Here is a 23948-nt window from a genome sequence, read left to right as displayed (position 1 = left end):
TTTTTATTGCTTATTTTTTCTTCATTTTTGGTGTTGCTCCCCTAAATTCCCATCGAGTTCAGATCTTTTTTATCAATAAAGCATAATTTCGTTAAAGAAATATCTCTATGAGTCGTTAATAGAAGTAACTTTGAGAGAACTACGTGGTATTCCGAGACGTCGGAAACCGTTCGGGCAGTTCCGCTACGTCTAAAAACGAATAGGAGACACCAATATGGCGGTCAATGTAAATACCAACGTGTCAGCGATGACGGCACAACGTTACCTAAACAGCGCAACCAGCGCACAACAAACTTCAATGGAGCGTCTATCATCCGGTTTTAAAATTAATAGCGCTAAAGATGATTCGGCAGGTTTGCAAATCTCTAACCGTTTGAATGTACAAAGCCGTGGTTTAGATGTTGCGGTGCGTAACGCGAATGATGGTATCTCAATGGCGCAAACCGCCGAAGGTGCGATGAATGAAACCACCAACATCCTACAACGGATGCGTGATCTATCGCTACAATCGGCCAACGGCTCTAACTCAAAATCTGAGCGTGTTGCGATTCAAGAAGAAGTCGGCGCACTTAATAAAGAGTTGAACCGTATTGCAGAAACGACCTCATTTGCCGGTAACCGACTACTGAATGGCACGTTCCAAACTAAAGCATTCCAAATCGGCTCGCAAAGTGGTGAAGCAGTGATGCTCACCATGAAAGATATGCGTAGCGATAATGAAATGATGGGCGGTAAGAGCTACGTCGCGCAAGACAGAGCTGGCGGTGAAAGCTGGAAAGACTGGCGTGCGGCCGCTGGCGATCAATTAACCATCACGATTAACGGTGCAGCCGACCCGATCACCATCGACGCAAAAGCGGGTGATGATATCGAAGAATTAGCGACTTACATCAACGGTCAAACGGATGCAGTACAAGCATCTGTTAATGAAGAGGGTAAATTACAAGTTTTTGCCAGCAACAAAGATGGCGTAGAAACGGTCGCCTTCGGTGGGGGGTTAGCAACCGATTTGGGGATGTCTGGCCCATCAGAAGTCACCATTAATGATCTTGATGTAACCACGGTAGGTGGTGCGCAAGAAGCGGTGGCCGTTGTCGATGCAGCGTTGAAATATGTCGATAGTCACCGTGCAGAATTGGGGGCATTCCAAAATCGTTTCGGACATGCCATTAATAATCTAGAAAACATTAATGAAAATGTGAATGCATCGAAGAGCCGGATTAAAGATACCGACTTTGCGAAAGAAACGACGGCCTTGACCAAAGCGCAAATTCTTGGACAAGCCTCCAGCTCAGTCCTTGCGCAAGCGAAACAAGCACCTAATGCGGCTTTAAGCCTATTAGGTTAATGAAAAGAAAGAAATAACACAAAAATCCAGCTTCGGCTGGATTTTTTATTCCTTCGATTTGTTATTTGTAGTCGAAGTGTTTCTTACAGTAGATGGTAAGAAAAGATAAATATAGTGATAAACGATAAACGGTAAGATATCTTCAAATGTTAGATAAAACAAAACCCAGCTTAAGCTGGGTTGTTTATTAATGGTGCGGAAGGAGAGACTTGAACTCTCACACCTTGCGGCGCCAGAACCTAAATCTGGTGCGTCTACCAATTTCGCCACTTCCGCACAAATTTTATAGACAATCCGAATGAGTCGAATCATCGTTGTAAATGGCAGGTCTACCTGGATTCGAACCAGGGAATGGCGGCATCAAAAGCCGCTGCCTTACCGCTTGGCGATAGACCTGTAACTTGTTGAATCAATCAACATTAGCAACAAAAATAACTTCATTGCACTTTGAATATGACTAAATATTCAAAAAATGGTGGCTACGACGGGATTTGAACCTGTGACCCCATCATTATGAGTGATGTGCTCTAACCAGCTGAGCTACGTAGCCATAATATAATTAATGGTGCGGAAGGAGAGACTTGAACTCTCACACCTTGCGGCGCCAGAACCTAAATCTGGTGCGTCTACCAATTTCGCCACTTCCGCACAAATTTTATAGATAATCCGAGTGAGTCGAATCATCGTTGTAAATGGCAGGTCTACCTGGATTCGAACCAGGGAATGGCGGCATCAAAAGCCGCTGCCTTACCGCTTGGCGATAGACCTGCAGATGCTAGCCAGGCTATGCATGTTAAAAGCATGGTGCGGAAGGAGAGACTTGAACTCTCACACCTTGCGGCGCCAGAACCTAAATCTGGTGCGTCTACCAATTTCGCCACTTCCGCACAAATTTTATAGATAATCCGAGTGAGTCGAATCATCGTTGTAAATGGCAGGTCTACCTGGATTCGAACCAGGGAATGGCGGCATCAAAAGCCGCTGCCTTACCGCTTGGCGATAGACCTGTAATACTGAACTTGGTGCGGAGAGAGGGACTTGAACCCTCACGTCCTAACGGACACTAGCACCTGAAGCTAGCGCGTCTACCAATTCCGCCACCACCGCAAATTCAGTGAATGCTTTGACAGTATTGAGTTAAATAAATTGGCAGGTCTACCTGGATTCGAACCAGGGAATGGCGGCATCAAAAGCCGCTGCCTTACCGCTTGGCGATAGACCTACATCAGTCAGCAGTGATAAAACTGATAACCTTTAATATGGTGCGGAAAGAGAGACTTGAACTCTCACACCTTGCGGCGCCAGAACCTAAATCTGGTGCGTCTACCAATTTCGCCATTTCCGCAAATTCTTTATTCATAACGAGACGATGGTGCGGAAGGAGAGACTTGAACTCTCACACCTTGCGGCGCCAGAACCTAAATCTGGTGCGTCTACCAATTTCGCCACTTCCGCGTCTCATTATTAATCGTCATTTATTATAAATAACGTTTAATATAATGGTGGCTACGACGGGATTCGAACCTGTGACCCCATCATTATGAGTGATGTGCTCTAACCAACTGAGCTACGTAGCCATCTTTTCAGAGCGAGAAACTATAATACAATCTCGCTTTGAGTTCCAATGGTTTTTACACATTGAAACATAAGGAATAATGGCAGGTCTACCTGGATTCGAACCAGGGAATGGCGGCATCAAAAGCCGCTGCCTTACCGCTTGGCGATAGACCTACAGCCACCTTGCTTTATTAAAGCCAGGCCTAATTATGGTGCGGAAGGAGAGACTTGAACTCTCACACCTTGCGGCGCCAGAACCTAAATCTGGTGCGTCTACCAATTTCGCCACTTCCGCATCTTTCCTAAAAACTCTAAATAAACAAAAGAACATTTAGGAAATGGTGGCTACGACGGGATTTGAACCTGTGACCCCATCATTATGAGTGATGTGCTCTAACCAGCTGAGCTACGTAGCCAAAACAAGGGTATTTTATTTACCATTGCCGTTCTCAGTGAGGTATTGCCTTATCGCTGAGAACGGTGCGCATTATGCGGATATGGCCTCAGAGCGTCAATAGTTTTTTTGAATAAATTCTCTTAAATCAACCGTTCGAGTTTTTTTTAAACAAAGAGCGTTGTTTCTGATCAAAAACAGCGGGTAAAGCGACAAGGTGATTGCTTTTAACTCAATACAACTTTGCAATTATTATTGCATCGATAAAAGAAAAACAGCCAACGCGAGGTTGGCTGTTTGATGAAAAATAAAGTTATACATTAAAACGGAAGTGAATAACATCGCCGTCTTTGACAATGTAATCTTTGCCTTCTAAACGCCATTTTCCGGCTTCTTTGGCACCACTTTCACCATTGTATTGGATAAAATCATCATAACCGACCACTTCAGCACGAATGAAACCACGCTCAAAATCGGTATGAATTTTCCCTGCAGCTTGTGGCGCAGTCGCACCGACAGGAATAGTCCATGCTCTTACTTCTTTGACGCCTGCCGTAAAATAAGTTTGTAAATCAAGCAATTCGTAACCTGAACGAATGACTCGGTTTAATCCGGGTTCCTCAATACCTAAATCGGCGAGGAATTCATCCCGCTCTTCATCCTCTAATTCAGATAGTTCTGATTCAATCGAGGCGCAAACTGCCACGACAGAGGCTTGCTCTTTTTCAGCGTGCTCCCGAACGGCATCAAGGTAAGGGTTATTTTCGAATCCTTCTTCGTTAACATTGGCAATGTACATCGTAGGCTTAAGCGTTAGGAAGTTTAGGTAGCTCACCGCTGACAGTTCTTCTTTGGTTAACGATACAGAACGAGCTGAGCCGCCTTCAGTTAGAACGGGTAACAGTTTTTCCAAAACGGTTAGTTCGAACTTCGCCTCTTTATCACCACCTTTCGCCCGTTTTACTTGGCGTTGAATGGCTCGTTCACAACTATCTAGATCGGCCAGAGCTAGTTCTAAGTTGATGACTTCAATATCTTCAAGTGGTGATACTTTACCTGCAACGTGTACGATATTTTCATTTTCGAAACAACGTACGACATGGCCAATGGCATCGGTTTCTCGGATATTGGCTAGAAATTTATTTCCTAACCCTTCCCCTTTTGATGCTCCCGCTACAAGACCGGCAATATCAACAAACTCCATTGTGGTCGGTAAGATGCGCTGTGGTTTGACGATTTTTGCTAATGCGTCAAGACGTAGATCGGGAACCGGAACAACACCTGTGTTTGGTTCAATGGTACAAAACGGAAAATTTGCCGCTTCAATACCTGCTTTTGTTAGTGCATTAAAAAGAGTTGATTTACCAACGTTAGGCAAACCAACAATGCCACATTTAAAACCCATGCTTTGTAACCTTATTCAGCTTTGAACGTGTGTAAGCGATTTTGCGCTTTTGTTAGGCCATCTTTGAGTAAGATATCTAGGCTGCGAACCGATTCGTCCACCGCTGCTAGTATGCACTCTTGCTCTTTGCTTGGAGCTTTGCCTAGCACATAGCCTGCTACTTTATCTTTATGTCCCGGATGACCAATGCCAATTCGAAGACGGTAAAATTCTTTATTATTGCCCAGTTTACTGATGGTGTCTTTTAAGCCATTGTGACCACCATGTCCACCACCTTGCTTAAACTTAGCAATACCAGGGGGGAGATCAAGCTCATCGTGGGCAATCATGATCTGCTCTGGATTGATTTGATAAAACTTTGCCATCGCAGCAACGGCTTTACCGGATAAGTTCATAAACGTGGTGGGGATCAGTAAGCGTAGATCTTCACCATGCACCATAATCCGGCCTGTTAAACCATAAAACTTCGGTTCACTTTTCAAGACGCAGTGGTGGACTCGAGCCAGTTCTTCTATCACCCATGCTCCGGCATTGTGCCGAGTATTAACATACTCAGGGCCCGGGTTGGCTAGCCCGACAAGTAATTTAATTGGTTGACTCAAGGTTTGGATCCCTTAGCAAACGAAAAAGCGCGGTATGATAGCATAGAAAAGAGTCGTTGGGCGAGATGGCCTTTGCGGTCAGTGCGCGAGAAATAAAACGCCCCATCATCGATGAGGCGTGATTATAGTATGAACGGTTGAACGTTTAGTTAAACATCGCCGAGATAGACTCTTCGTTGCTGATGCGACGGATAGCTTCAGCCAGCATGCTAGAAAGGGTTAACTGAGAAACTTTTCCGGTTGCTGCCATTTCTTTTGATAAGGTGATGGAGTCGGTAACGATGACTTGGTCGAGAACTGAGCTTTTGATGTTTTTCGCGGCATTACCAGAGAAAACGGCATGGGTTGCATAAGCAAAAACTCGTTTAGCTCCGCGCTCTTTCAGAGCTTCAGCCGCTTTACACAATGTACCTCCGGTATCGATCATGTCATCAACAATCACACAATCGCGCCCTTCAACATCACCGATTAGGTTCATGACTTCAGAAACATTGGCACGCGGACGACGTTTGTCAACGATGGCAATATCAATATCACCGAGTGCTTTGGCCGTTGCTCGAGCACGAACAACACCACCTAAATCAGGAGAAACCACAACGGGATCTTCTAAATTACGTGCTTTCATATCTTCGAGTAACACAGGTGTACCAAAAATATTATCAACGGGCACATCGAAGAAGCCTTGGATTTGCTCGGCGTGTAAGTCAATGGTTAATACGCGGTCAACGCCTACGTTAGAAAGGAAATCGGCAACAACTTTTGCCGTGATCGGTACACGTGCAGAGCGAACTCGGCGATCTTGGCGAGCATAGCCAAAATAGGGAATAACGGCAGTAATACGGCCTGCAGAAGCGCGGCGCATTGCGTCAATCATTACCACCAATTCCATTAGGTTGTCATTGGTTGGCGCACAAGTCGATTGAATAATAAATACATCGCTACCACGAACATTTTCGTTGATCTGCACTGCCACTTCTCCATCAGAGAAACGTGAAACAGTAGCATCACCAAGGGAGATGTATAGACGATCAGCAATACGTTGGGCTAGTTCAGGTGTGGCGTTACCAGCAAATAGCTTCATATCAGGCACGGTGGAAACCTCAGGGTTGCGTCCAGTTTTTAATTAGGTTGGGTGTGGGCTGATTGGTAGTCAGCCAGCGTCTCTTTTAGCGGTGATATATTGCGCCCTTGGGACACAAACGCCGAGACATCGTCAGGGAGCCTGGCAAGGACAGCTTCTGCATCTTTTTTGCTCAAAAACTCAGCAAAAACGCAAGACCCCGTCCCGGTCAATCTTGACGGCGCGTATTGTAGCAGCCATGAAAGTTGCTTATCAACCTCTGGGTAAAGCATTCGGACAATTTTTTCGCAATCGTTTTCGTATTTCATGGCGAGAAGGGTCGCTAAATCACGCTTTGGCGTGTTTCTCGATAAATAAGGATGGGTGAAAATATCTTTCGTCGCGATACTGACTTTGGGGCGAATAACTAAAAACCATTTTTCATCAAGCGTAATCGGATGCAACTGTTCGCCAACGCCTTGAGCAAAAGCGGCGGCTCCATGGATGAATACCGGAACGTCCGCGCCTAAGGTGAGCCCGATGTTTGCTAGTTGTATATCGCTTAGCCCAGTGTTCCAGATATAATTCAAAGCTACCAACACGGTTGCCGCATTCGATGAGCCGCCGCCAATACCTCCCCCCATCGGTAATCGTTTTGTGAGTTGAATACGAGCGCCTTGTGAGCAGCCCGTTTGACGCTGGAGGGCAGTTGCTGCTCTCCAAATAAGATTATCTTGCTCTGTTACACCGGCCAGTTGTGGGGTCAGTTGAATGATACCATCCGACGTTGGCGTAATCGTGAGCTGGTCGCCATAATCGAGAAATTGAAACAGAGTTTGTAATTCGTGGTAACCATCAGGTCGTTGTCCGTTAATATACAAGAAAAGATTGAGTTTAGCGGGCGAAGGCCAAGTCGTGGAATTCGGATTCATGGGGTTAACGTCCATTGAGATATCACCAAATTAATAGAAGTCGACTCTTGGGATAGTGTGAGTTTTTCAGGCAAAGGCAAGGTTATTTGTTGCCATGGGTATTCACGGTAACGCTGATAGTTCACTCGCCAAGTCTGTTGTTCGATGGTTTTATCTAACCAAGCCAACGTATTATGGCTGTTGAGATCAAACTGATCGGCTTGGGATGGTAGACCCAATATCCATTCTTGTAATAATTCGATGGGGAGGTCTAAGCCCGTTAATTGCTGAACTAATTGTTGAGCGCTGGTCGCTTGATAGAGGCGATCATCATGAGTCAGAACCTGGGCTCCGTGTTCATTGAACGACAAGTTTAAAATGGTTTGTCCGAGAAAGGTCGTAAGCCTTAACTGAGTACCGTTGCTGTCGGTTTGCCACTGAAAGTGAAGGGATTGCCGTTGTTCTGGAGAGCGATACCCTAACTTTCCCACCAGTTGGAAGTGTTTGATTTTTTTTAATTGATCCTGATGTGTTTGCCATTGGACCTCACTTATCGGCTGCGAGATAGTACTACAGCCAGTGAAGGTAATAATGAAAAAAAACAACAGAAAAATTTGTGCTTTAGCGGTCATAGTGTCTTCGTTATTTATCCATGCTTAACGTATCTGTTATCTCGTTTGTGGTCAGGTGTCGCCAGTTCTCTATCCTATGAGTATTTACCTATCGCATGAGTATTGGGATAGGGCAAGTCATTGCTGTATTGGTACTCACTTTTATTATATTGATACCAACTTATATGTTGAGACTGATGATTCACTTTACGTGTTTTAAGTCTGAAAGTCGCGCTTACTATATCATTGATGTCACGAACTCAGAAAAACAAATCCCGCCGACCCTTTCAATCATTTGGTGCATCAAGTAAAATTCGTCGCTTAATCCATTTCTTACCTGAGAATCCTCGATAGATGTCCTTGCTTGCTATTGGTATCAATCACAATACAGCTTCGGTTGAGTTACGAGAAAAAGTGGCTTTTGGACCCGATAAGCTGTCTGAAGCATTACGCGAGCTCTCGGATCATCCTTATGTAAACGGGAGCGTTATCCTGTCTACGTGTAACCGAACAGAGCTATATTGTGATGTGAAATCAGCCAGTAAGAATAAGTTGATTGAATGGTTAGCGCGATTTCATCAAGTTAATCCAGAGGAGTTAAAACCCAGCCTATACATTCACGAAGAGCAAGCGGCGATTCGCCATTTAATGCGCGTTTCGTGTGGGTTGGATTCACTCGTCTTGGGCGAGCCGCAAATTTTGGGGCAGGTCAAACAGGCGTATGCAGATGCCAAAGAAAACCATATGGTGGATTCGGCACTAGAAAAGCTATTCCAAAAAGCGTTTTCTGTTGCTAAGCGTGTACGTACAGAAACAGAAATAGGAGGTAATGCCGTTTCTGTGGCCTATGCCGCTTGTACTTTGGCAAAACATATTTTTGAATCGCTCGCTGATGCAACCGTGTTGTTAGTCGGTGCAGGGGAAACGATCGAGTTGGTTGCTAAGCACTTGGCTGGGCATCACTGTAAACGGATGATGGTCGCTAACCGAACCCTAGAGCGGGCAAACGTGTTAGCACAGCATTTTGATGCTGATGTGATTACGTTGAATGAAATTCCCGATTATTTAGCGCAGGCGGATATTGTGATTAGTTCAACAGCAAGTCCACTGCCCATTATCGGGAAAGGGATGGTTGAAAGTGCTCTTAAAGTACGTCGTCATCAGCCTATTTTATTGATTGATATTGCGGTTCCTCGTGATATTGAGTCTCAGGTTGGCGATTTGGATGATGCGTATCTTTATTCGGTCGATGATTTGCAGTCGATCGTCGATAGCAACCTACAACAGCGAAAAATTGAAGCGATTCAAGCTGAAGTGATTGTGAGTGAAGAAAGCGCTGATTTTATGAGTTGGTTGCGTTCCTTACAGGCGGTTGACAGTATTCGTGACTATCGTAAAGCGGCGAGTGAGATTCGAGAAGAGCTATTAAGCAAGAGTTTACAAGCGCTGGCGGCTGGTGTCGATGCTGAGAAATTGTTGATCGAACTCAGCAATAAGTTGACCAATAAATTGATTCATACGCCGACTCGAGCGCTGCAAATGGCTGCAGAGCAGGGTGAGCCTGCAAAACTTGCGATTATTAGGCAAAGTTTGGGTCTTGATGACCCACAATAAGTTATCATTCCTTACCTATTTTTATAAAGAAGACACTATGAAAGCATCGATTTTAGTTAAGCTTGAATCTCTGGTGGAGCGCTATGAAGAAGTGCAACACTTATTGGGTGATCCAACCGTAATCGGTGATCAAGATAAATTTCGTACCCTCTCGAAAGAGTACTCACAACTGGAAGAAATTACTCAATGTTTCCAAGCTTACCAGCAAGCCCAAGAGGATTTAGTGGCTGCCGAAGAGATGGCCAATGAAGACGATGCTGAAATGCGTGAAATGGCGCAAGAAGAAATCAAAGTTGCTAAAGCATCGATTGAACGTTTAAGTGACGAGCTACAAGTTCTGCTATTACCGAAAGATCCTAATGATGATCGCAACTGTTTCTTAGAAATTCGAGCCGGTGCAGGCGGCGATGAAGCGGGTATTTTTGCTGGTGATCTGTTCCGTATGTATAGCCGATTTGCCGAGAAGAAAGGATGGCGAATTGAAGTGATGTCGGCCAGTGAAGCGGAACATGGTGGCTATAAAGAGATGATTGCCAAAGTCAGTGGTGATGGTGCGTATGGTATTCTAAAATTTGAATCTGGTGGTCACCGTGTGCAACGGGTTCCGGCGACAGAATCTCAAGGCCGAGTGCATACGTCGGCGTGTACCGTCGCGGTGATGGCTGAAATCCCTGAAACAGAAATACCAGAAATTCGTTCGGTTGATCTAAAAATTGACACCTTCCGCTCATCGGGTGCCGGCGGTCAGCACGTGAACACGACCGATTCTGCTATTCGCATTACTCACTTGCCTACTGGTATTGTGGTGGAATGTCAGGATGAACGGTCGCAACATAAAAACAAAGCGAAAGCGATGTCGGTTTTGGCGGCTCGTATTGCTAAAGCCGAAGAAGAAAAGCGAGCGGCTGAAATTTCGGATACCCGACGTAACCTACTGGGGTCAGGGGATCGCAGTGACCGTATTCGTACTTATAACTATCCGCAAGGACGAGTTTCGGATCACCGTATTAACTTAACCGTCTATCGCTTAAGTGAAGTCATGGAGGGCGATCTACAAGCCTTAGTGGATCCTGTGATACAAGAACATCAGGCGGATTTATTAGCCGCCTTGGCTGAGCAAAATTAACGGATGTCGATGAATATTGGGGCATTATTAGCCCTAGCCAAGACACGATTAGCGGAGAGTGGCAGTGATTCGCCGTCGCTCGATGCTGCGGTATTGCTTTGCCATGTATTACAACAGCCTCGCTCTTACTTATTAACTTGGCCGGAGAAAATGCTCACATTCGAGCAACAATCTGAGTTCGATGCGCTTTTAACTCGACGCCTGAGCGGAGAGCCGGTCGCGTATATTATTGGTGAGCGAGAATTTTGGTCATTGCCGTTAAAAGTGGCTCCTTCAACGTTAATTCCTCGGCCAGATACCGAGCGTTTAGTCGAGTTAGCACTTGAAAAGTCGCAACAAATTGATGGGCAGATTCTTGACCTTGGAACTGGAACTGGAGCGATCGCGCTAGCATTGGCATCTGAATTACCTACACGTCAGATCATTGGTATTGATCTACAGCGTGAAGCGCAGCAATTGGCGATAGAAAATAGCCAACGTTTGCAAATAACCAATGTCACATTTTTACAGGGAAGTTGGTTTACTCCACTAGCAGGCGGTATAAAGTTTGCTTTGATCGTTTCCAACCCGCCTTATATTGAGACGGACGATCCCCATTTAGTCCAAGGCGATGTGCGTTTTGAACCGAAAAGCGCATTGGTTGCCGCAGATAATGGATTAGCCGATATTAAATACATCGCAAAAACCGCGAGAGATTATCTATTGGATGCCGGTTGGCTGCTATTTGAACACGGCTGTGAACAAGGTGCAGCGGTACGGGCGATTCTCGGAGCGTTGGGCTATCAAGACATAACGACAGAGCAAGATTATGCGGGTAATGACCGAGTGACATTGGCTCGATTTTGATTTTTAAGAGGACAATATGTACGAAGGACTCAAACATCTCCATTTATTGACGATTGCACTCAGTGCTTTTTTATTGACGGTTCGTTATTTGCTCATGATGATGGACTCACCATGGTTGCAGCACAAATTTCTCAAGGTTTTCCCTCATGTTAATGACAGCTTGCTCTTGTTTAGCGGCATTTGGTTAATCGTGATCACGGGGTTTATCCCTTATACCTCGGCTGCGCCTTGGATGACCGATAAGTTAACCTGTGTCCTTGCGTATATTGCATTGGGCTTTTTTGCACTTAAATTTGGTCGAAATAAGTTATTGCGCACTTTTGCCTTTCTCGGAGCGATGGGATGGTTAGTGATGGCCGGTAAAGTGGCGATGAGTAAGGCTCCTATATTTTTTAGTTAATTTTATGGACTAGAGCAAGGTATGTTGAACCTATTTGATGAAGATTTTGATGCGATGGAGCTAGTCGAAGGTGCTCTCGCTTTAAATAAAGCCATCAATCCGGAGACGAAAGTGGAATGGGCTCTGGCTGAGTTACGAAGATTATTGCAACAGGCAAAGGAAGCGTTAGCCACTAACCTTGAACCGAAACAACGTTTTGCGGCGTTATTAACGCTGTTTTATCGTCAATGGGGCTTTTGTGGTGATAGGGACGCTTATTTTGATTCACGAAATGGTTTTATTGATAAGGTATTGGAGCGCCGCCAAGGCATTCCGGTAAGTTTAGGGGCTTTATTACTCTATTTTGCACGGCAGCTCGATTTTCCGGTACGTGGCATTACGTTTCCGACTCAGTTTTTACTGGAAGTCCGTTGGCCAGAAGAAGAGCCTTTGTATCTGAACCCTTTTTCAGGTGAGTATGTCTCTTTCCATGTTTTAAATGCTTGGTTGGTGGGGCATAAGGGGCCATTAGCTCAATTACAGCCGCAACATTTGATTCCTGCAGATCATCCAACAATTATTGGCCGTTGGTTAGCATTATTGAAAAGTGCACTGCTGCGAGAAGAGCGGTATACTCTAGCTCTGCGATGTACCAATTTAGCGTTAACGTTTGTGCCTGACGATCCGTATGAAATTCGAGATCGTGGCTTTATATATCAACAGTTGGATTGCCATCAGGTTGCACTCTCGGATTACCAATATTTTATTCAACATTGCCCTGAAGATCCGGCGGTTGAATTGTTAAAAAATCAAATGAATGCACTCACTTATCACCCAGTGACGTTGCATTAATCACACAAAGAGAAATAAATATGGAACAAAAAATTGTTCACATCGATGATATTCAAGTCGCTAACGATAAACCGTTTACACTCTTTGCCGGGATGAATGTATTAGAATCCCGCGATCTTGCTATGCAGATCTGTGAACACTATGTGAAAGTGACAGACAAGTTGGGTATTCCTTATGTCTTTAAAGCTTCATTTGACAAAGCGAATCGTAGTTCAGTGCATTCTTATCGTGGCCCTGGTTTAGAAGAAGGGATGCGTATCTTTCAGGAATTGAAAGAGACTTTTGGGGTGAAAGTGATCACCGATGTTCACACAGAAGCTCAAGCTCAGCCGGTTGCTGATGTGGTGGATGTTATTCAATTGCCTGCGTTTCTTGCTCGTCAAACTGATTTAGTCGAAGCCATGGCGAAAACTGGCGCAGTGATCAATGTGAAAAAACCTCAGTTTATGAGCCCAGGTCAAGTTGGCAATATCGTTGAGAAGTTTGCTGAATGTGGCAATGATAAGATTATTCTTTGTGAACGTGGTTCTTGCCATGGATACGATAACTTAGTGGTTGATATGCTGGGTTTCGGGGTTATGAAAACGGCCTCAAAAGGTAGCCCGATTATTTTTGATGTGACTCATTCACTACAAATGCGGGATCCATCAGGGGCCGCATCGGGAGGGCGTCGTGAGCAAACCGTCGAATTGGCTAAAGCCGGGCTTGCAACGGGTATTGCTGGGTTGTTTATTGAAGCGCATCCTAATCCAGATCAAGCCCGATGCGATGGCCCCTCTGCGCTACCACTTGATAAGTTAGAACCTTTCTTGGCGCAGATGAAACACTTAGATGATTTAATTAAAAGTTTTGCCCCCATCGATATTCGTTAACTAGTCGTTCGGTCACAACGAGTGAGGTCGCCTTGCTCGTTTTTTTATTTTTGGGTGTAAGGAGTGATGGGATATGACCCCTGCAATTAATTTGGCTAAGAAAAAGAAAGTGGCTCACACCATCCATCAATATGAGCATGATCCAAGCCACGCGAGTTATGGTTTAGAAGCCGCAGAAGCACTCGGGCAAGATCCTAACACAGTATTTAAAACGCTTCTTTTTTGTCTTAATGGGGAAGAAAAACATTTAGCGGTCGCGGTGATCCCCGTCGCACAAAAATTAAATTTAAAGTTAGCGGCAAAAGCAGCCAAGGCAAAAAAAGCAGAAATGGCGAATCCTGAGGTAGCACAAAAAATAACCGGTTATGTGGTGGGGGGGATCAGTCCGTTAGGACAAAAAAAATTATTACCCACCTTTATTCATCACAGTGCGAAAAATTTGTCAACGATGTGTGTGAGTGCGGGTAAACGAGGATTAGAAATTGAATTAGCCCCTAATGATTTAGCGCTACTCACCAGAGGCAGTTTTGCCGACTTGTGCCAAGAATCCTAAAGCGATACAAGGCACAAATCGCAGTCATAAGAGCATTAATGGTTATTGATGCTCTTCGATTTGAGTGTTATCCACCACATGGTTTTCACCGAGATCATTCGGCAGAACTAAGTTTAAAATAATAGCGACAATACCGCATAAGCTGACGCCCTGTAGGCTGAAATCGCCGATGCCAAAAGCCATTCCTCCGATACCAAAAACCAATGTAACGGCAACAATTACTAAGTTACGTGATTTATGTAGATCGACTTGGTTTTTAATTAAGGTATTAAGACCAACCGTCGCAATCGAACCAAACAACAAAATCATAATTCCCCCCATGACAGGAATGGGAATCGTTTGTAGTAAAGCGCCCAATTTTCCAACCAGGGCTAAAATAATAGCGGTAACAGCAGCCCAAGTCATAATAACAGGATTAAATGCTTTGGTGAGCATCACTGCGCCAGTCACTTCACTGTACGTTGTGTTCGGTGGCGCTCCGATAAAACTGGCGGCCATAGTCGCGATCCCATCCCCAGCAATCGTGCGGTGTAGCCCCGGCTTTTTCAGATAATCTTTTCCAGTTACATTGGAAATGGCCAGCATATCCCCCACGTGCTCAACAGCTGGAGCGATGGCGACGGGGATCATAAATAAGATAGCATTGATATTAAATTCAGGGAAAGTGAAATTAGGCAAAGCAAACCATGCTGCTTGCTGAACGGGGACAAAACTAACTACACCAAAATAAAGTGAAGTACTATAACCTGCGGCGATGCCAGCACAAATTGGAATAAGTTTGAAAAAACCACGAGCAAAAACGCTCATCCCGACCGTAACTAATAGAGAAATCGCTGAAATCCATAAAGCTGCTTGTGCCTCAACTAATTGTGCAGAGCCATCTCCTGTTCTTCCTAATGCCATATTGACGGCGGTTGGAGCAAGGCCTAAGCCAATAACCATAATCACAGGGCCAACGACAACCGGAGGCAGTAGTCTGTGTACAATCGCGACGCCTCGAACTTTGATAATCGCTCCTAGTAGGATATAGATTGTCCCGGCAGCCATTAAACCTCCCATGGTTGCCGCAATTCCCCATGCTTGAACACCGTACATGATAGGGGCAATAAAAGCGAAAGAAGAGGCGAGAAAGATAGGAACCGAGCGGCGGGTGATAAGTTGGAATAAAAGTGTACCGATACCGGCACCAAACAAGGCCACGTTAGGATCGAGCCCTGTCAATAATGGAACCAAAACCAGCGCGCCAAATGCAACAAATAACATCTGTGCGCCTTGAATGGCATTTTTCATCGTATTTCCCCTGATGCTGAACAAAATTCGCCGGATTCTATCACTTTTGCAAACGATTGCCATGGAAAGTAGATCAAGTTTTTATGATTTCACGATTTCGTACTGAGCCAGAAAAGTTGGAGAAAATTTGACAAGCATATAAGAAGGGTGTCTTGCTCGAAATAGGATAGTTGCTTATCATCAACGCTCATTCGTGAGGATATGGGAATACTATGCGCTACTTATTGGTGTTGATCATCGGATTAATGAGTTTCTCCGGGCTTGCTTCATCTAAACTCAATCTCTATCAAGCTGAGGTTGTGCTTGATGAGCAACAAAGCGATGCGGAAGCAAATGCGAGAATGAGAGGTTTGCAGGAAGTTATTATCCGAACCTCGGGTGATAAGCAATCCGTCAATAATGAGGTGATCGGAAAAGCATTACGACAAAGTGCACAATACCTAAATCAAATCAGTTATGGCCAGCAAGGTGTGAATAAAACCCTTAATATGACGTTTAGTGCGCCTCATATCCGTTCTTTGTTAACCCAGGCTCAATTACCATTTTGGCCGGAAACGCGAACCAACGTCTTGGTTTGGGTCGTTGAAGAATCGAATTATGATCGTTACATTAATTGGGAACACTCTGAAAGCTCATTGATGCAACAATTAAAAACAAGTGCCCAACTGCGCGGATTGCCCATTACTATTCCTGTTGGCGATTTTGATGATATTACAGGTATTCAAACTTCTGATTTATGGGGCGGCTTTACTCAGCCGATCAGCTTCGCTAGCCAACGTTATCCAACCGATGCGGTTTTAGTGGTACGAGTGCAAGGAACCAACCTGCGCTGGACGCTGTATGATCAACCAGCAGAACAAATGTTAACGGCACCGAAAACCCCATTGATTGGTCAAGCAAGTGGTGAACAAGCTATCAGCAGTTTGATTGATGAGGTTAGTGATTATTATGCTAAAAAAGGTGCGCTACTGGTTAGTAGTGAGTCTTCACAAAAATTATTGGTTGAATTTAAGCCCGTTAATCATGCCCGTGATTTTTTTACCTTAGAAGAGGCATTAAATCGTCTAAGTTCAGTTGCGTCGTTGGATGTCGTTAAAATTAAAGGAAATGAAGTTACGTTTAATGTCCATTTATTAGCCAGTCAGACAGAGTTTGAACAAGAAGTGCTAAGAATGAGGCAGGTAGCCACACGATCTGCGCCATTGATTGAAACTCCTTCTCTACAAGCTCACTCTGGCCTATCGACAACGGAGGCATCAGCATCAGAGACGTCAGAGGAAACAGCAAAAGTAGAGTCAGAAGCAACAGAACAACCCCACGAGATCACGCTGTATTTTTCTTGGCAAGAGTAAAAGATCGACTCTATCAGTTTTGATCATGACTAAACTTAACCCCAGTATTTTATCACTGGGGTTTTTTGTTTCGCTTGAATGATTAGTCACTCTGAATAGTTCGTCACTCTGAATAGTTAGTTATCTTGAATAGTTAGTTACTTTGAATGGCTAGTCACGATTAAACTGCGCTTTTTCAGCGCGTTCAAGTTCAGAAAGTTTGGTTAATTTTAACCCCAGCTCTTTACCTCGTAGACGCGCATAAAGTGTGTTTCCGATAAAGGCACTGCTGGTGCAGAGTAATTCGATTGCCGCAAGCCAGCGTTCACCATTATCGACATACAAAAGAGTGAAACTATGTACAAAGTACAGCATGAGAACAAAATTTGCCCAAGCATGCGTATAAGGTTTTCCTTTGATAACCCCCGGTAATGGTAATAATAACGGTATCAGCCAGCCAATGGTGATAGCAACTGGCGAAATATGTGGATGTGGCGACCAGATTAACTGCCAAAGTGTTATCCAAATGATGAGCGAGAGTATGCCTCCCAATGCAAGCCAGCGCACAAAGCGAGTGTGGGGAGAGTAGGGAATGGTCATGATCTTTCCTTGAGCTGACTTGCAATACGTGCAAGTCGTTGTCCTAGTTTTCGAGCTAATTCACTTTCATCGTTTGTTAATGTTGCTGATGAAACATAACTGGCTCCGTAAGGAGTACCTCCAGATCGAGTGGTATGAAGTTTAGGCTCTGAGTAGGGAATGCCAACGATTAACATCCCGTGATGGAGCAAAGGAAACATCATACTGTGCAAGGTTGTTTCTTGTCCACCATGTAAGGTTGCGGAGCTGGTAAAAAGACAAGCTGGTTTATCGATCAAATCTCCATTGATCCATAAAGGTGTTGTTTGATCCCAAAAATGTTTTAAAGGAGCGGCCATATTGCCAAACCAAACCGGGCTGCCTAGCGCTAATCCGTCGCACTGTTGAAGTTCTTTGAGTTGAATGATGGGATCGCACGCCGGTGATTGGCTGTTATCTAGTGAAGCGACTGTGCGTAATAAGGCCTCACAGCCGGCGATAGACTCAATCCCTCTTGCTATCTGCCGAGCCAGAGCAAGGGTGCTACCATGCCGACTGTAATAGAGAACAATGATCTGTGTACTCATAAAATGTCAAGAACTTGCTCAGGAGGACGCCCGTGTCTTGCTTGACCATTGGCGACAACGATAGGGCGTTCTATCAGTTTTGGATGCTCGGCCATCGCCTGAAATAGTGCATCATCAGAGAGGCTTTGATCTGCCAGGTTGAGCGTTTGGTAGAGTGCTTCTTTGGTTCGCATCATGCAACGAACATTGGGTAAGTTGAGTTGAGCATACAGCTGTTTTAGCTCGGCGACATTGGGTGGAGTGTCTAAGTATTTAATAATCGTTGGTTTGATTTGTTGAGCTTCAAGCAAGACCAGCGTTTCTCTACTCTTCGAACATCTTGGGTTATGGTAAATGACAACAGACATAATATTTCCTTTAGATGATTATGATAAGTCATAATAGCTAACATTGAGATTATTTCAGTGATAAAAATCGTTCTCTTTGTACCATGAGTTGATCGATTCTAGCGTCATAACGGGCCTGTTCTAAGCTTCCTAATGAAGCTAATTGACTGGCTTGAGTATAATATTGAATCGCTTTATTCCAATTGGCAGCTAGAGCAAGAAGCTCGGCGCGAGCAGCCAACTCTTCTGGTTCATTTCCTTGATGGTGACTTGCTTCGGCAAGTAAGTTCCAACCATTGCTGTCATTGGGGTTATCATGGGTGTAACGTTGTAATAATCGGGTGGTGTCGGCGTACCTTTCTTCTTTAATAAGCGCATTGGCATAATTAATGATTAAGACCCGATTATTCGGTTTTTGTTGCAGAGCTTGAGCAAGCTGTTGTTGTGCTTCCTTTGTCCGCGTCGTTTCGATAAGCAAATCGGTCATCGCATCAAGATAAAAATTATTATCGGGGCTGGTGATTAATAAGGCTTGCAGTAAAGGTTCGGCCTTTTTGTACTGTTTCGTGTCGAGATAAACCAATGCTCTGCCATAATCAAATGCGTCTTTGATGCTTTCTGGCGATTTTTTTTGGGTACGGGTAAACCAATCTAAAGCCGCATCACTGCTAATTCCTGCGTAGCGAGCAACAACTCGTGCACGAGCAAGATGATAATTGAGTGAAGGAGCGACAGGTATATTGGCATATTGCTGAACCCTCGCTCGGCTATCAGTAATGCGATCTTCTGGTAGTGGGTGAGTGAGAAGCATTGGTGGTGGTGTACTCGCATAACGATATTCATCAGCGAGTCGACCAAAAAAACGTGGCATGGCTTGAACATCAAATCCAGCTTTCGCTAAGGTGGCAATACCAAAACGATCCGCTTCTTTCTCATTACTTCGGGTATAGTTGATTTGGCTTTGCATACTGCCTGCGGTTGTCGCGGTAATGGCTGCAATTCCAGCTTCTGGAGCGGCAATGGCCAGTAACAATGATCCGGCTAAGGCTGCCATGGTCGCAGGTGAACGGCGGGCTTGCTCTTCCATGCTGCGAGCTAAATGACGCTGTGTGACATGGGCTATTTCATGAGCCATGACAGATGCCAGCTCACTTTCTGACTGAGCATGAAGAAATAAGCCGGAATGCAGGGCAACATAGCCGCCAAAAAAAGCAAAGGCGTTAATATTGCGATCGCGGATCATAAAAAAAGTGAATGGAGTTTTAACATCGTCGGCATTGGCGACTAACCGATGACCAAGCGTATCGATATACTCATGAATGACAGGATCGTTGATAATGGGTTTACTGTTTCTGAGCATTCGCATATATGCATCACCATAAATCCGCTCTTGGTCAATGGTTAAGGTTGAACCGGCAACGGTGCCAATATCAGGTAATTCAATACTATTGACTTTAGTTACCTCTGCATAAGAAGCCGATGGGAAACTTAGTGTTGTCGCTAAGCAAAGGCTGATTAGTGAACGTGACCATTTTATTATCATAACTATGGGGAAAACTCCGAATTCATCTTTCACTAAGACATTACTCGTTTCGATAGGTTTCGTATCGGCACTATCAAAGTAAAAATAAACTGGCCATGATAAGTCAATATAAGCTAATAGTGACTCAGAGAAAACGATGGCACCTAGAGTAAAAGCCGATACAATGTAGCATAGCCAAGTGACCTCAATACATGGAGTTACGTAAGATGTTTCGTTCGAGATACTGAGATGACTCGGATACGCCTATATTAAGGGTTGAACTGAAGAATGGAACCCAAGATTCTTGATTTACGCCAACATCGATGCCCAATGACGTTATTACTTGCAAAGCGTCATACCCTGACGCTTGATTATGGTAAGCCAAGTCTCACCATTCTGATCCGCGATGCTAGCTCAGTTCGCGATATTCAATCCTATCTCCAGCAACAGGGCTTTATCTATCAATGCCAATCTGAGGCTGATTATTTCTTATTATATGTTTCAAAGGAGACCTTTCTCGATGTTTGAAATGCTGAACCGTTGGTATCAAAGACGCTTCTCCGACCCGCATGCCGTCAGTTTGGTCGCGATTCTTTTTTTTGGCTTTATCATTATTTATTTTTTCGGTCATTTAATCGCCCCTTTATTGGTGGCTATTGTTCTGGCTTATCTATTGGAATGGCCTGTTGTGCAATTGTGTCGATTGGGTATGCCTCGTTCAGCTTCAGTTGTATTGGTGGTGTTACTCTTTATTGGTTTAATGTTTTTAGCCCTATTTGGATTGGTTCCCACAATTTGGCAACAAGTGGTCAACTTAATTAATGATATACCCAATATGTATAATGGCCTTCAAGCGTTTATTGCTAGTTTACCTGAGCGTTATCCTGAATTGGCCAATTTACAGATTGTTGAATCTTTAATTAATAATGCGAAGAATCAAGCTCTGAGCATGGGAGAATCGATTGTTAAGGGGTCGCTGGCTTCACTTGTCAGTATCGCGACCTTAGCGGTGTACCTTATTTTGGTACCTATGTTGGTGTTTTTCCTACTTAAAGATAAACAAGAAATGCTGAATGTTGCCAGTGGGATTTTACCAAGAAACCGCAAACTGGCGACCAAAGTTTGGTTGGAAATGAACCAACAAATTTCAAATTATATCCGTGGTAAAGTGTTAGAAATTCTTATCGTTGGCGGTGTCAGTTATGTCACGTTCGCTATTTTAGAGCTACGCTATGCCGCTTTACTTGCCGTAGCTGTTGGCTTTTCTGTGTTGATTCCCTATATCGGCGCAGCTCTTGTCACTGTTCCGATTGCAATTGTTGGTTTATTTCAGTGGGGAATGACACCACAGTTTTACACTTTATTGATTGCTTATACCATCATCCAAGTACTCGATGGTAATGTATTGGTTCCAATTCTCTTCTCTGAAGCGGTCAATTTACACCCCATGTTTATTATTATTGCTGTGTTGGTTTTTGGCGGCTTGTGGGGGTTTTGGGGGGTGTTTTTTGCGATTCCATTAGCAACGTTAGTGAAAGCAGTATGGCATGCACTTCCCAGTAATGATGAAAATACCCTGTTAAGCGAATAATATGAGGAATAGAGCGTAATCATCAACTAAAGTAATTAAGGTGATCTCTTAAGTTTTCATTTGGCTTGGCGATATAGAAATCATAACAATAAAAATGGAATGGGAGTCGAGGGAAATATGAAATTTAGTCACAAAATTATAGCCGCTTCATCGGCGCTCTTGTTGGTTATTGTTGTGTTATTATCTTTGCAACAATTGGCGACGGTACGTGCTGAAGTTCAAACGCTAGTGCAAAATAGTTTAAAAGAGCAGGTATTGGGGGTTAAAAATACCGTTGCATCAGAAATGAGCAGTAAAAAAAACTTAGCTCAAGCGATGAGTGAAAGTCTGGAACTCGATCCTGTGAATCGGCAATACGTGCAGGATGTTTTAGAAAAACCGACCTTGAAAGGCAGCTTTTTATCGATCGGTTTAGGTTACGAAGCCGATGGTTCCATGATTGAAAATGATGACAACTGGAGCCCTGACAGCAGTTATGATCCTCGTCGACGCCCATGGTATATTGAAGCGAAAAATCAGCAATCACTGGTAGTGACCGCCCCTTATGTTGATGCTGCAACAAAAAATATGATTATCTCTATCGGTACGCCGATTCGCTCTCAGGGGCAATTTATCGGCTCGATGTATTATGATGTAGAGTTGACTAAGCTTGCTGCTCTCGTTAACAGTTCCAACCTATTTGATGCCGGATATCTATTTATTGTGACTGAAAGCGGAACCACTATTGCTCATCCAGATATCAATAATAATGGACAGCCGCTTTCGAGCTACCTTCCTCAAATTACCTTGCGTGACGGGATGCAACCGATTGAATTAGAAGGGCAGCCTCACCTTGCTTATTTTAGTAAGGTCGCTAATGAAAAATGGTATGTCGGCGCAATTATCGATGAATCGGTGGCTTTTTCGACGTTGGCGAAGCTGCGTAGTAATTCTATTATTTATACTTTAATTGGGGTGATATTAAGTGTAATTGGCTTAAGCATTCTGATTAAAGTGCTGATGCGCCCACTTGGGGTGTTGAATAACGCGATTCAGGATGTGGCATCCGGAGAAGGTGATTTAACCAAACGGTTAAATACCAATACCGATAAAGAGTTTGCTGAACTTGCACATGGGTTCAACACTTTTACCGAAATCTTGCAACAGCAGATTCAACAATCAAAAGCGATTGGCGAAGAAATTATGCGCGGAGCAGAGCAAACGATAGGGAGTGCTGAGGGGTCTTCTTCGGCAATGCGCTCTCAATTGCAAGAGCTAGAGCAATTAGCGACGGCAATGCATGAAATGTCAGTGACTGCAACCGAAGTTGCTAATAATGCTCAAAGTGCAGCATCGGCGACTAAAGAGGCAGATGAAGCCACGCAAGAAGGTTCATCGGTGGTGAGTGATACGACGGAATCTATTGATCGCTTATCGGCGCATATTGATATGGCGGTCGAAGAAGTGCGTGGCTTAGAGTCGGCAACGGCCAACATTGAAACGATTTTGAAAGTGATTAATGATATTGCTGATCAAACCAACTTGTTAGCATTAAATGCGGCGATTGAAGCCGCAAGAGCTGGAGAGTCTGGTCGAGGTTTTGCCGTGGTTGCTGATGAAGTCAGAACCCTTGCTCAACGCACGCAGCAATCAACAACTGAAATTCGTACGATGATCGAGCAATTACAAGTTGGTTCTAATTCGGTTTCTGTGGCGATGAATGAAAGTAAAACCACAGCTGAAGATGTGGTTGCTAAAGCCCAACTGGCTGATACAGCACTGCAACGGATTCGGCATTCGATTCAGCAAATCAGCGATATGAACTTGCAAATTGCCTCTGCTGCGGAACAACAAAGCCTTGTTGCCGAAGAGATCAATAATAACACCGTCAAAATTAAAGATCTTTCTCTTCAAGTTGCAGAATCTGCCGAGGAAGCCAATATTGCAATGCAAGTCCAAGCTGAAAATGTTCGTGAACAAAATGCAATTTTAAGTAAGTTTACCGTCTAGTTTGTGGTCTTATACTGCGAATCGGTAAGTTAAAACGTTATCGAAAAAAGCCATCCTAATTGATCGGATGGCTTTTTCTTAGCAGCAATAAAATGTATCTATCATAAGAGGAATAAAGGTGTTCCTGACTATGAATTTTGGGCAAGATAGTCTAAAACGACTTGGTGATGATCCTTGGTTTTAAATTTATCAAAGACCTGCTCAATGATCCCCTGTTCATTGATTAAAAAGCTGATACGGTGCAAGCCATCATAAGTTTTCCCCATGAACTTTTTCTCTCCCCATACTCCGAATTGTTCGGCAACTTGGTGATCTTCATCTGACAATAACGTGAAGTTGAGATTATCACGCGCGATGAACTTATTGAGTCGAGCCACAGGATCGATACTAACGCCTAACACAACAACATTATAGTGGTCTAATTCGGCTTTGCTGTCTCGCAACCCCTGAGCTTGTACTGTGCAGCCCGGTGTCATCGCTTTGGGATAAAAATATAAGAGCACTTTTTTATCGCTAAAGTCGCTAAGCGAAACCGTGTTGCCGTGTTGATCGGGCAGTGCAAAGGCGGGAGCGGAAGAGCCTGCTGTTAAAGTATTCATATTA

At 44.1% G+C, this 23948-nt stretch carries 23 protein-coding genes and 15 tRNA genes; 12 read left to right on the top strand and 26 right to left on the bottom strand.

What is annotated here, in order from left to right:
* Window positions 1-214 precede the first annotated feature (214 nt).
* Window positions 215-1348 carry a flagellin gene (locus CAG57_RS15380; RefSeq protein ID WP_099611570.1) on the top strand — a complete coding sequence of 378 codons (1134 nt, stop codon included), beginning with the start codon at window positions 215-217 and terminating at the stop codon, window positions 1346-1348.
* 191 nt (window positions 1349-1539) lie between these two features.
* Here the strand turns inward: CAG57_RS15380 and CAG57_RS15375 are convergent.
* From CAG57_RS15375 to lolB, 20 genes are all read right to left on the bottom strand, one after another.
* A tRNA-Leu gene (locus CAG57_RS15375) sits at window positions 1540-1624 on the bottom strand.
* Window positions 1625-1669: 45 nt separating this feature from the next.
* A tRNA-Gln gene (locus CAG57_RS15370) sits at window positions 1670-1744 on the bottom strand.
* Window positions 1745-1821: 77 nt separating this feature from the next.
* A tRNA-Met gene (locus CAG57_RS15365) sits at window positions 1822-1898 on the bottom strand.
* Between the two features lie 13 nt (window positions 1899-1911).
* A tRNA-Leu gene (locus CAG57_RS15360) sits at window positions 1912-1996 on the bottom strand.
* A 45-nt stretch (window positions 1997-2041) separates the two neighbouring features.
* Window positions 2042-2116 (bottom strand) — tRNA-Gln (locus CAG57_RS15355).
* Window positions 2117-2150: 34 nt separating this feature from the next.
* Window positions 2151-2235, bottom strand: a tRNA-Leu gene (locus tag CAG57_RS15350).
* A 45-nt stretch (window positions 2236-2280) separates the two neighbouring features.
* A tRNA-Gln gene (locus tag CAG57_RS15345) sits at window positions 2281-2355 on the bottom strand.
* 13 nt (window positions 2356-2368) lie between these two features.
* Window positions 2369-2455 (bottom strand) — tRNA-Leu (locus CAG57_RS15340).
* 40 nt (window positions 2456-2495) lie between these two features.
* A tRNA-Gln gene (locus tag CAG57_RS15335) sits at window positions 2496-2570 on the bottom strand.
* A gap of 38 nt (window positions 2571-2608) precedes the next feature.
* A tRNA-Leu gene (locus CAG57_RS15330) sits at window positions 2609-2693 on the bottom strand.
* A gap of 25 nt (window positions 2694-2718) precedes the next feature.
* Window positions 2719-2803 (bottom strand) — tRNA-Leu (locus CAG57_RS15325).
* 45 nt (window positions 2804-2848) lie between these two features.
* A tRNA-Met gene (locus CAG57_RS15320) sits at window positions 2849-2925 on the bottom strand.
* A gap of 79 nt (window positions 2926-3004) precedes the next feature.
* Window positions 3005-3079 (bottom strand) — tRNA-Gln (locus CAG57_RS15315).
* A gap of 36 nt (window positions 3080-3115) precedes the next feature.
* A tRNA-Leu gene (locus tag CAG57_RS15310) sits at window positions 3116-3200 on the bottom strand.
* A gap of 44 nt (window positions 3201-3244) precedes the next feature.
* Window positions 3245-3321, bottom strand: a tRNA-Met gene (locus CAG57_RS15305).
* Between the two features lie 291 nt (window positions 3322-3612).
* Entirely contained in the window at window positions 3613-4704 is a 1092-nt protein-coding gene (gene ychF, locus CAG57_RS15300) for a redox-regulated ATPase YchF (RefSeq protein ID WP_161427193.1), read from the bottom strand.
* 11 nt (window positions 4705-4715) lie between these two features.
* Window positions 4716-5306 (bottom strand): aminoacyl-tRNA hydrolase, encoded by a 591-nt coding sequence (pth, locus tag CAG57_RS15295; protein ID WP_099611568.1) that lies wholly within the window; start codon window positions 5304-5306, stop codon window positions 4716-4718.
* Window positions 5307-5451: 145 nt separating this feature from the next.
* Complete coding sequence (locus CAG57_RS15290) at window positions 5452-6396, bottom strand: ribose-phosphate pyrophosphokinase (protein WP_099611567.1); 945 nt, start codon at window positions 6394-6396, stop codon at window positions 5452-5454.
* A 29-nt stretch (window positions 6397-6425) separates the two neighbouring features.
* Complete coding sequence (gene ispE / locus CAG57_RS15285) at window positions 6426-7313, bottom strand: 4-(cytidine 5'-diphospho)-2-C-methyl-D-erythritol kinase (protein ID WP_161427192.1); 888 nt, start codon at window positions 7311-7313, stop codon at window positions 6426-6428.
* Window positions 7295-7909 carry a lipoprotein insertase outer membrane protein LolB gene (gene lolB, locus CAG57_RS15280; RefSeq protein ID WP_161427191.1) on the bottom strand — a complete coding sequence of 205 codons (615 nt, stop codon included), beginning with the start codon at window positions 7907-7909 and terminating at the stop codon, window positions 7295-7297. Before lolB ends, ispE begins: the two co-directional genes overlap by 19 nt.
* A 333-nt stretch (window positions 7910-8242) precedes the next feature.
* Between lolB and hemA the strand changes: the two genes are divergently transcribed.
* The 7 genes from hemA (at window position 8243) to ybaK (ending at window position 14130) form a co-directional block, all read left to right on the top strand.
* A complete protein-coding gene (gene hemA, locus CAG57_RS15275) occupies window positions 8243-9502 on the top strand; it encodes a glutamyl-tRNA reductase (protein ID WP_161427190.1) in 1260 nt (419 codons plus the stop codon).
* A 37-nt stretch (window positions 9503-9539) separates the two neighbouring features.
* The gene (prfA, locus tag CAG57_RS15270; RefSeq protein ID WP_099611563.1) at window positions 9540-10628 is read left to right on the top strand and encodes a peptide chain release factor 1; all 1089 of its coding nucleotides are present in this window, start codon (window positions 9540-9542) and stop codon (window positions 10626-10628) included.
* 3 nt (window positions 10629-10631) lie between these two features.
* On the top strand, window positions 10632-11474 hold the full coding sequence (gene prmC / locus CAG57_RS15265; RefSeq protein WP_099611562.1) for a peptide chain release factor N(5)-glutamine methyltransferase: 843 nt from the start codon (window positions 10632-10634) through the stop codon (window positions 11472-11474).
* Between the two features lie 16 nt (window positions 11475-11490).
* A complete protein-coding gene (locus tag CAG57_RS15260; RefSeq protein ID WP_099611561.1) occupies window positions 11491-11874 on the top strand; it encodes a SirB2 family protein in 384 nt (127 codons plus the stop codon).
* A gap of 21 nt (window positions 11875-11895) precedes the next feature.
* A complete protein-coding gene (locus tag CAG57_RS15255) occupies window positions 11896-12705 on the top strand; it encodes a SirB1 family protein (protein ID WP_161427189.1) in 810 nt (269 codons plus the stop codon).
* Between the two features lie 20 nt (window positions 12706-12725).
* Window positions 12726-13577 carry a 3-deoxy-8-phosphooctulonate synthase gene (gene kdsA / locus CAG57_RS15250; RefSeq protein WP_161427188.1) on the top strand — a complete coding sequence of 284 codons (852 nt, stop codon included), beginning with the start codon at window positions 12726-12728 and terminating at the stop codon, window positions 13575-13577.
* 73 nt (window positions 13578-13650) lie between these two features.
* Window positions 13651-14130: a Cys-tRNA(Pro) deacylase gene (gene ybaK / locus CAG57_RS15245; protein ID WP_099611558.1), complete on the top strand. Its 480-nt coding sequence runs from the start codon at window positions 13651-13653 to the stop codon at window positions 14128-14130.
* Window positions 14131-14172: 42 nt separating this feature from the next.
* Here the strand turns inward: ybaK and CAG57_RS15240 are convergent, their stop codons facing one another.
* Complete coding sequence (locus CAG57_RS15240; RefSeq protein WP_099611557.1) at window positions 14173-15420, bottom strand: uracil-xanthine permease family protein; 1248 nt, start codon at window positions 15418-15420, stop codon at window positions 14173-14175.
* 212 nt (window positions 15421-15632) lie between these two features.
* On the opposite strand from CAG57_RS15240, the gene CAG57_RS15235 reads away from it, so the two are divergent.
* Window positions 15633-16772, top strand: a complete 1140-nt coding sequence (locus tag CAG57_RS15235) for a DUF2066 domain-containing protein (RefSeq protein ID WP_161427187.1) — start codon at window positions 15633-15635, stop codon at window positions 16770-16772.
* A gap of 150 nt (window positions 16773-16922) precedes the next feature.
* On the opposite strand, the gene CAG57_RS15230 is transcribed toward CAG57_RS15235, so the two are convergent.
* From CAG57_RS15230 to CAG57_RS15215, 4 genes are read right to left on the bottom strand one after another with little or no spacing between them, the layout of a single operon-like run.
* Window positions 16923-17351: a DUF2069 domain-containing protein gene (locus tag CAG57_RS15230; RefSeq protein WP_161427186.1), complete on the bottom strand. Its 429-nt coding sequence runs from the start codon at window positions 17349-17351 to the stop codon at window positions 16923-16925.
* On the bottom strand, window positions 17348-17917 hold the full coding sequence (gene wrbA, locus CAG57_RS15225; RefSeq protein WP_099611554.1) for an NAD(P)H:quinone oxidoreductase: 570 nt from the start codon (window positions 17915-17917) through the stop codon (window positions 17348-17350). Before wrbA ends, CAG57_RS15230 begins: the two co-directional genes overlap by 4 nt.
* A complete protein-coding gene (gene arsC, locus CAG57_RS15220; RefSeq protein WP_099611553.1) occupies window positions 17914-18264 on the bottom strand; it encodes an arsenate reductase (glutaredoxin) in 351 nt (116 codons plus the stop codon). Before arsC ends, wrbA begins: the two co-directional genes overlap by 4 nt.
* Window positions 18265-18313: 49 nt before the next feature.
* Window positions 18314-19786, bottom strand: coding sequence for a beta-barrel assembly-enhancing protease (locus CAG57_RS15215; RefSeq protein WP_161427860.1), 1473 nt, complete (start codon window positions 19784-19786; stop codon window positions 18314-18316).
* Window positions 19787-20053: 267 nt separating this feature from the next.
* Here CAG57_RS15215 and CAG57_RS15210 point away from each other — a divergent pair, with 267 nt between their 5' ends.
* The 3 genes from CAG57_RS15210 to CAG57_RS15200 all read left to right on the top strand — a co-directional run bounded on the left by CAG57_RS15210 (window position 20054) and on the right by CAG57_RS15200 (window position 23345).
* Complete coding sequence (locus CAG57_RS15210) at window positions 20054-20293, top strand: sulfurtransferase TusA family protein (RefSeq protein WP_099611551.1); 240 nt, start codon at window positions 20054-20056, stop codon at window positions 20291-20293.
* Window positions 20286-21356, top strand: a complete 1071-nt coding sequence (locus CAG57_RS15205; protein WP_161439550.1) for an AI-2E family transporter — start codon at window positions 20286-20288, stop codon at window positions 21354-21356. Before CAG57_RS15210 ends, CAG57_RS15205 begins: the two co-directional genes overlap by 8 nt.
* Before the next feature lie 117 nt (window positions 21357-21473).
* Complete coding sequence (locus CAG57_RS15200) at window positions 21474-23345, top strand: methyl-accepting chemotaxis protein (protein ID WP_161430909.1); 1872 nt, start codon at window positions 21474-21476, stop codon at window positions 23343-23345.
* Between the two features lie 128 nt (window positions 23346-23473).
* Here the strand turns inward: CAG57_RS15200 and bcp are convergent, their stop codons facing one another.
* On the bottom strand, window positions 23474-23944 hold the full coding sequence (gene bcp, locus CAG57_RS15195; protein ID WP_161430907.1) for a thioredoxin-dependent thiol peroxidase: 471 nt from the start codon (window positions 23942-23944) through the stop codon (window positions 23474-23476).
* Window positions 23945-23948: the final 4 nt, after the last annotated feature.

Origin of the sequence: Vibrio sp. V30_P3S12P165 (genome assembly GCF_009904905.1) — a bacterium.
In the GTDB taxonomy this organism is placed as follows: domain Bacteria; phylum Pseudomonadota; class Gammaproteobacteria; order Enterobacterales; family Vibrionaceae; genus Vibrio; species Vibrio fujianensis.
This window is presented reverse-complemented; position numbering and strand designations above follow the sequence as displayed.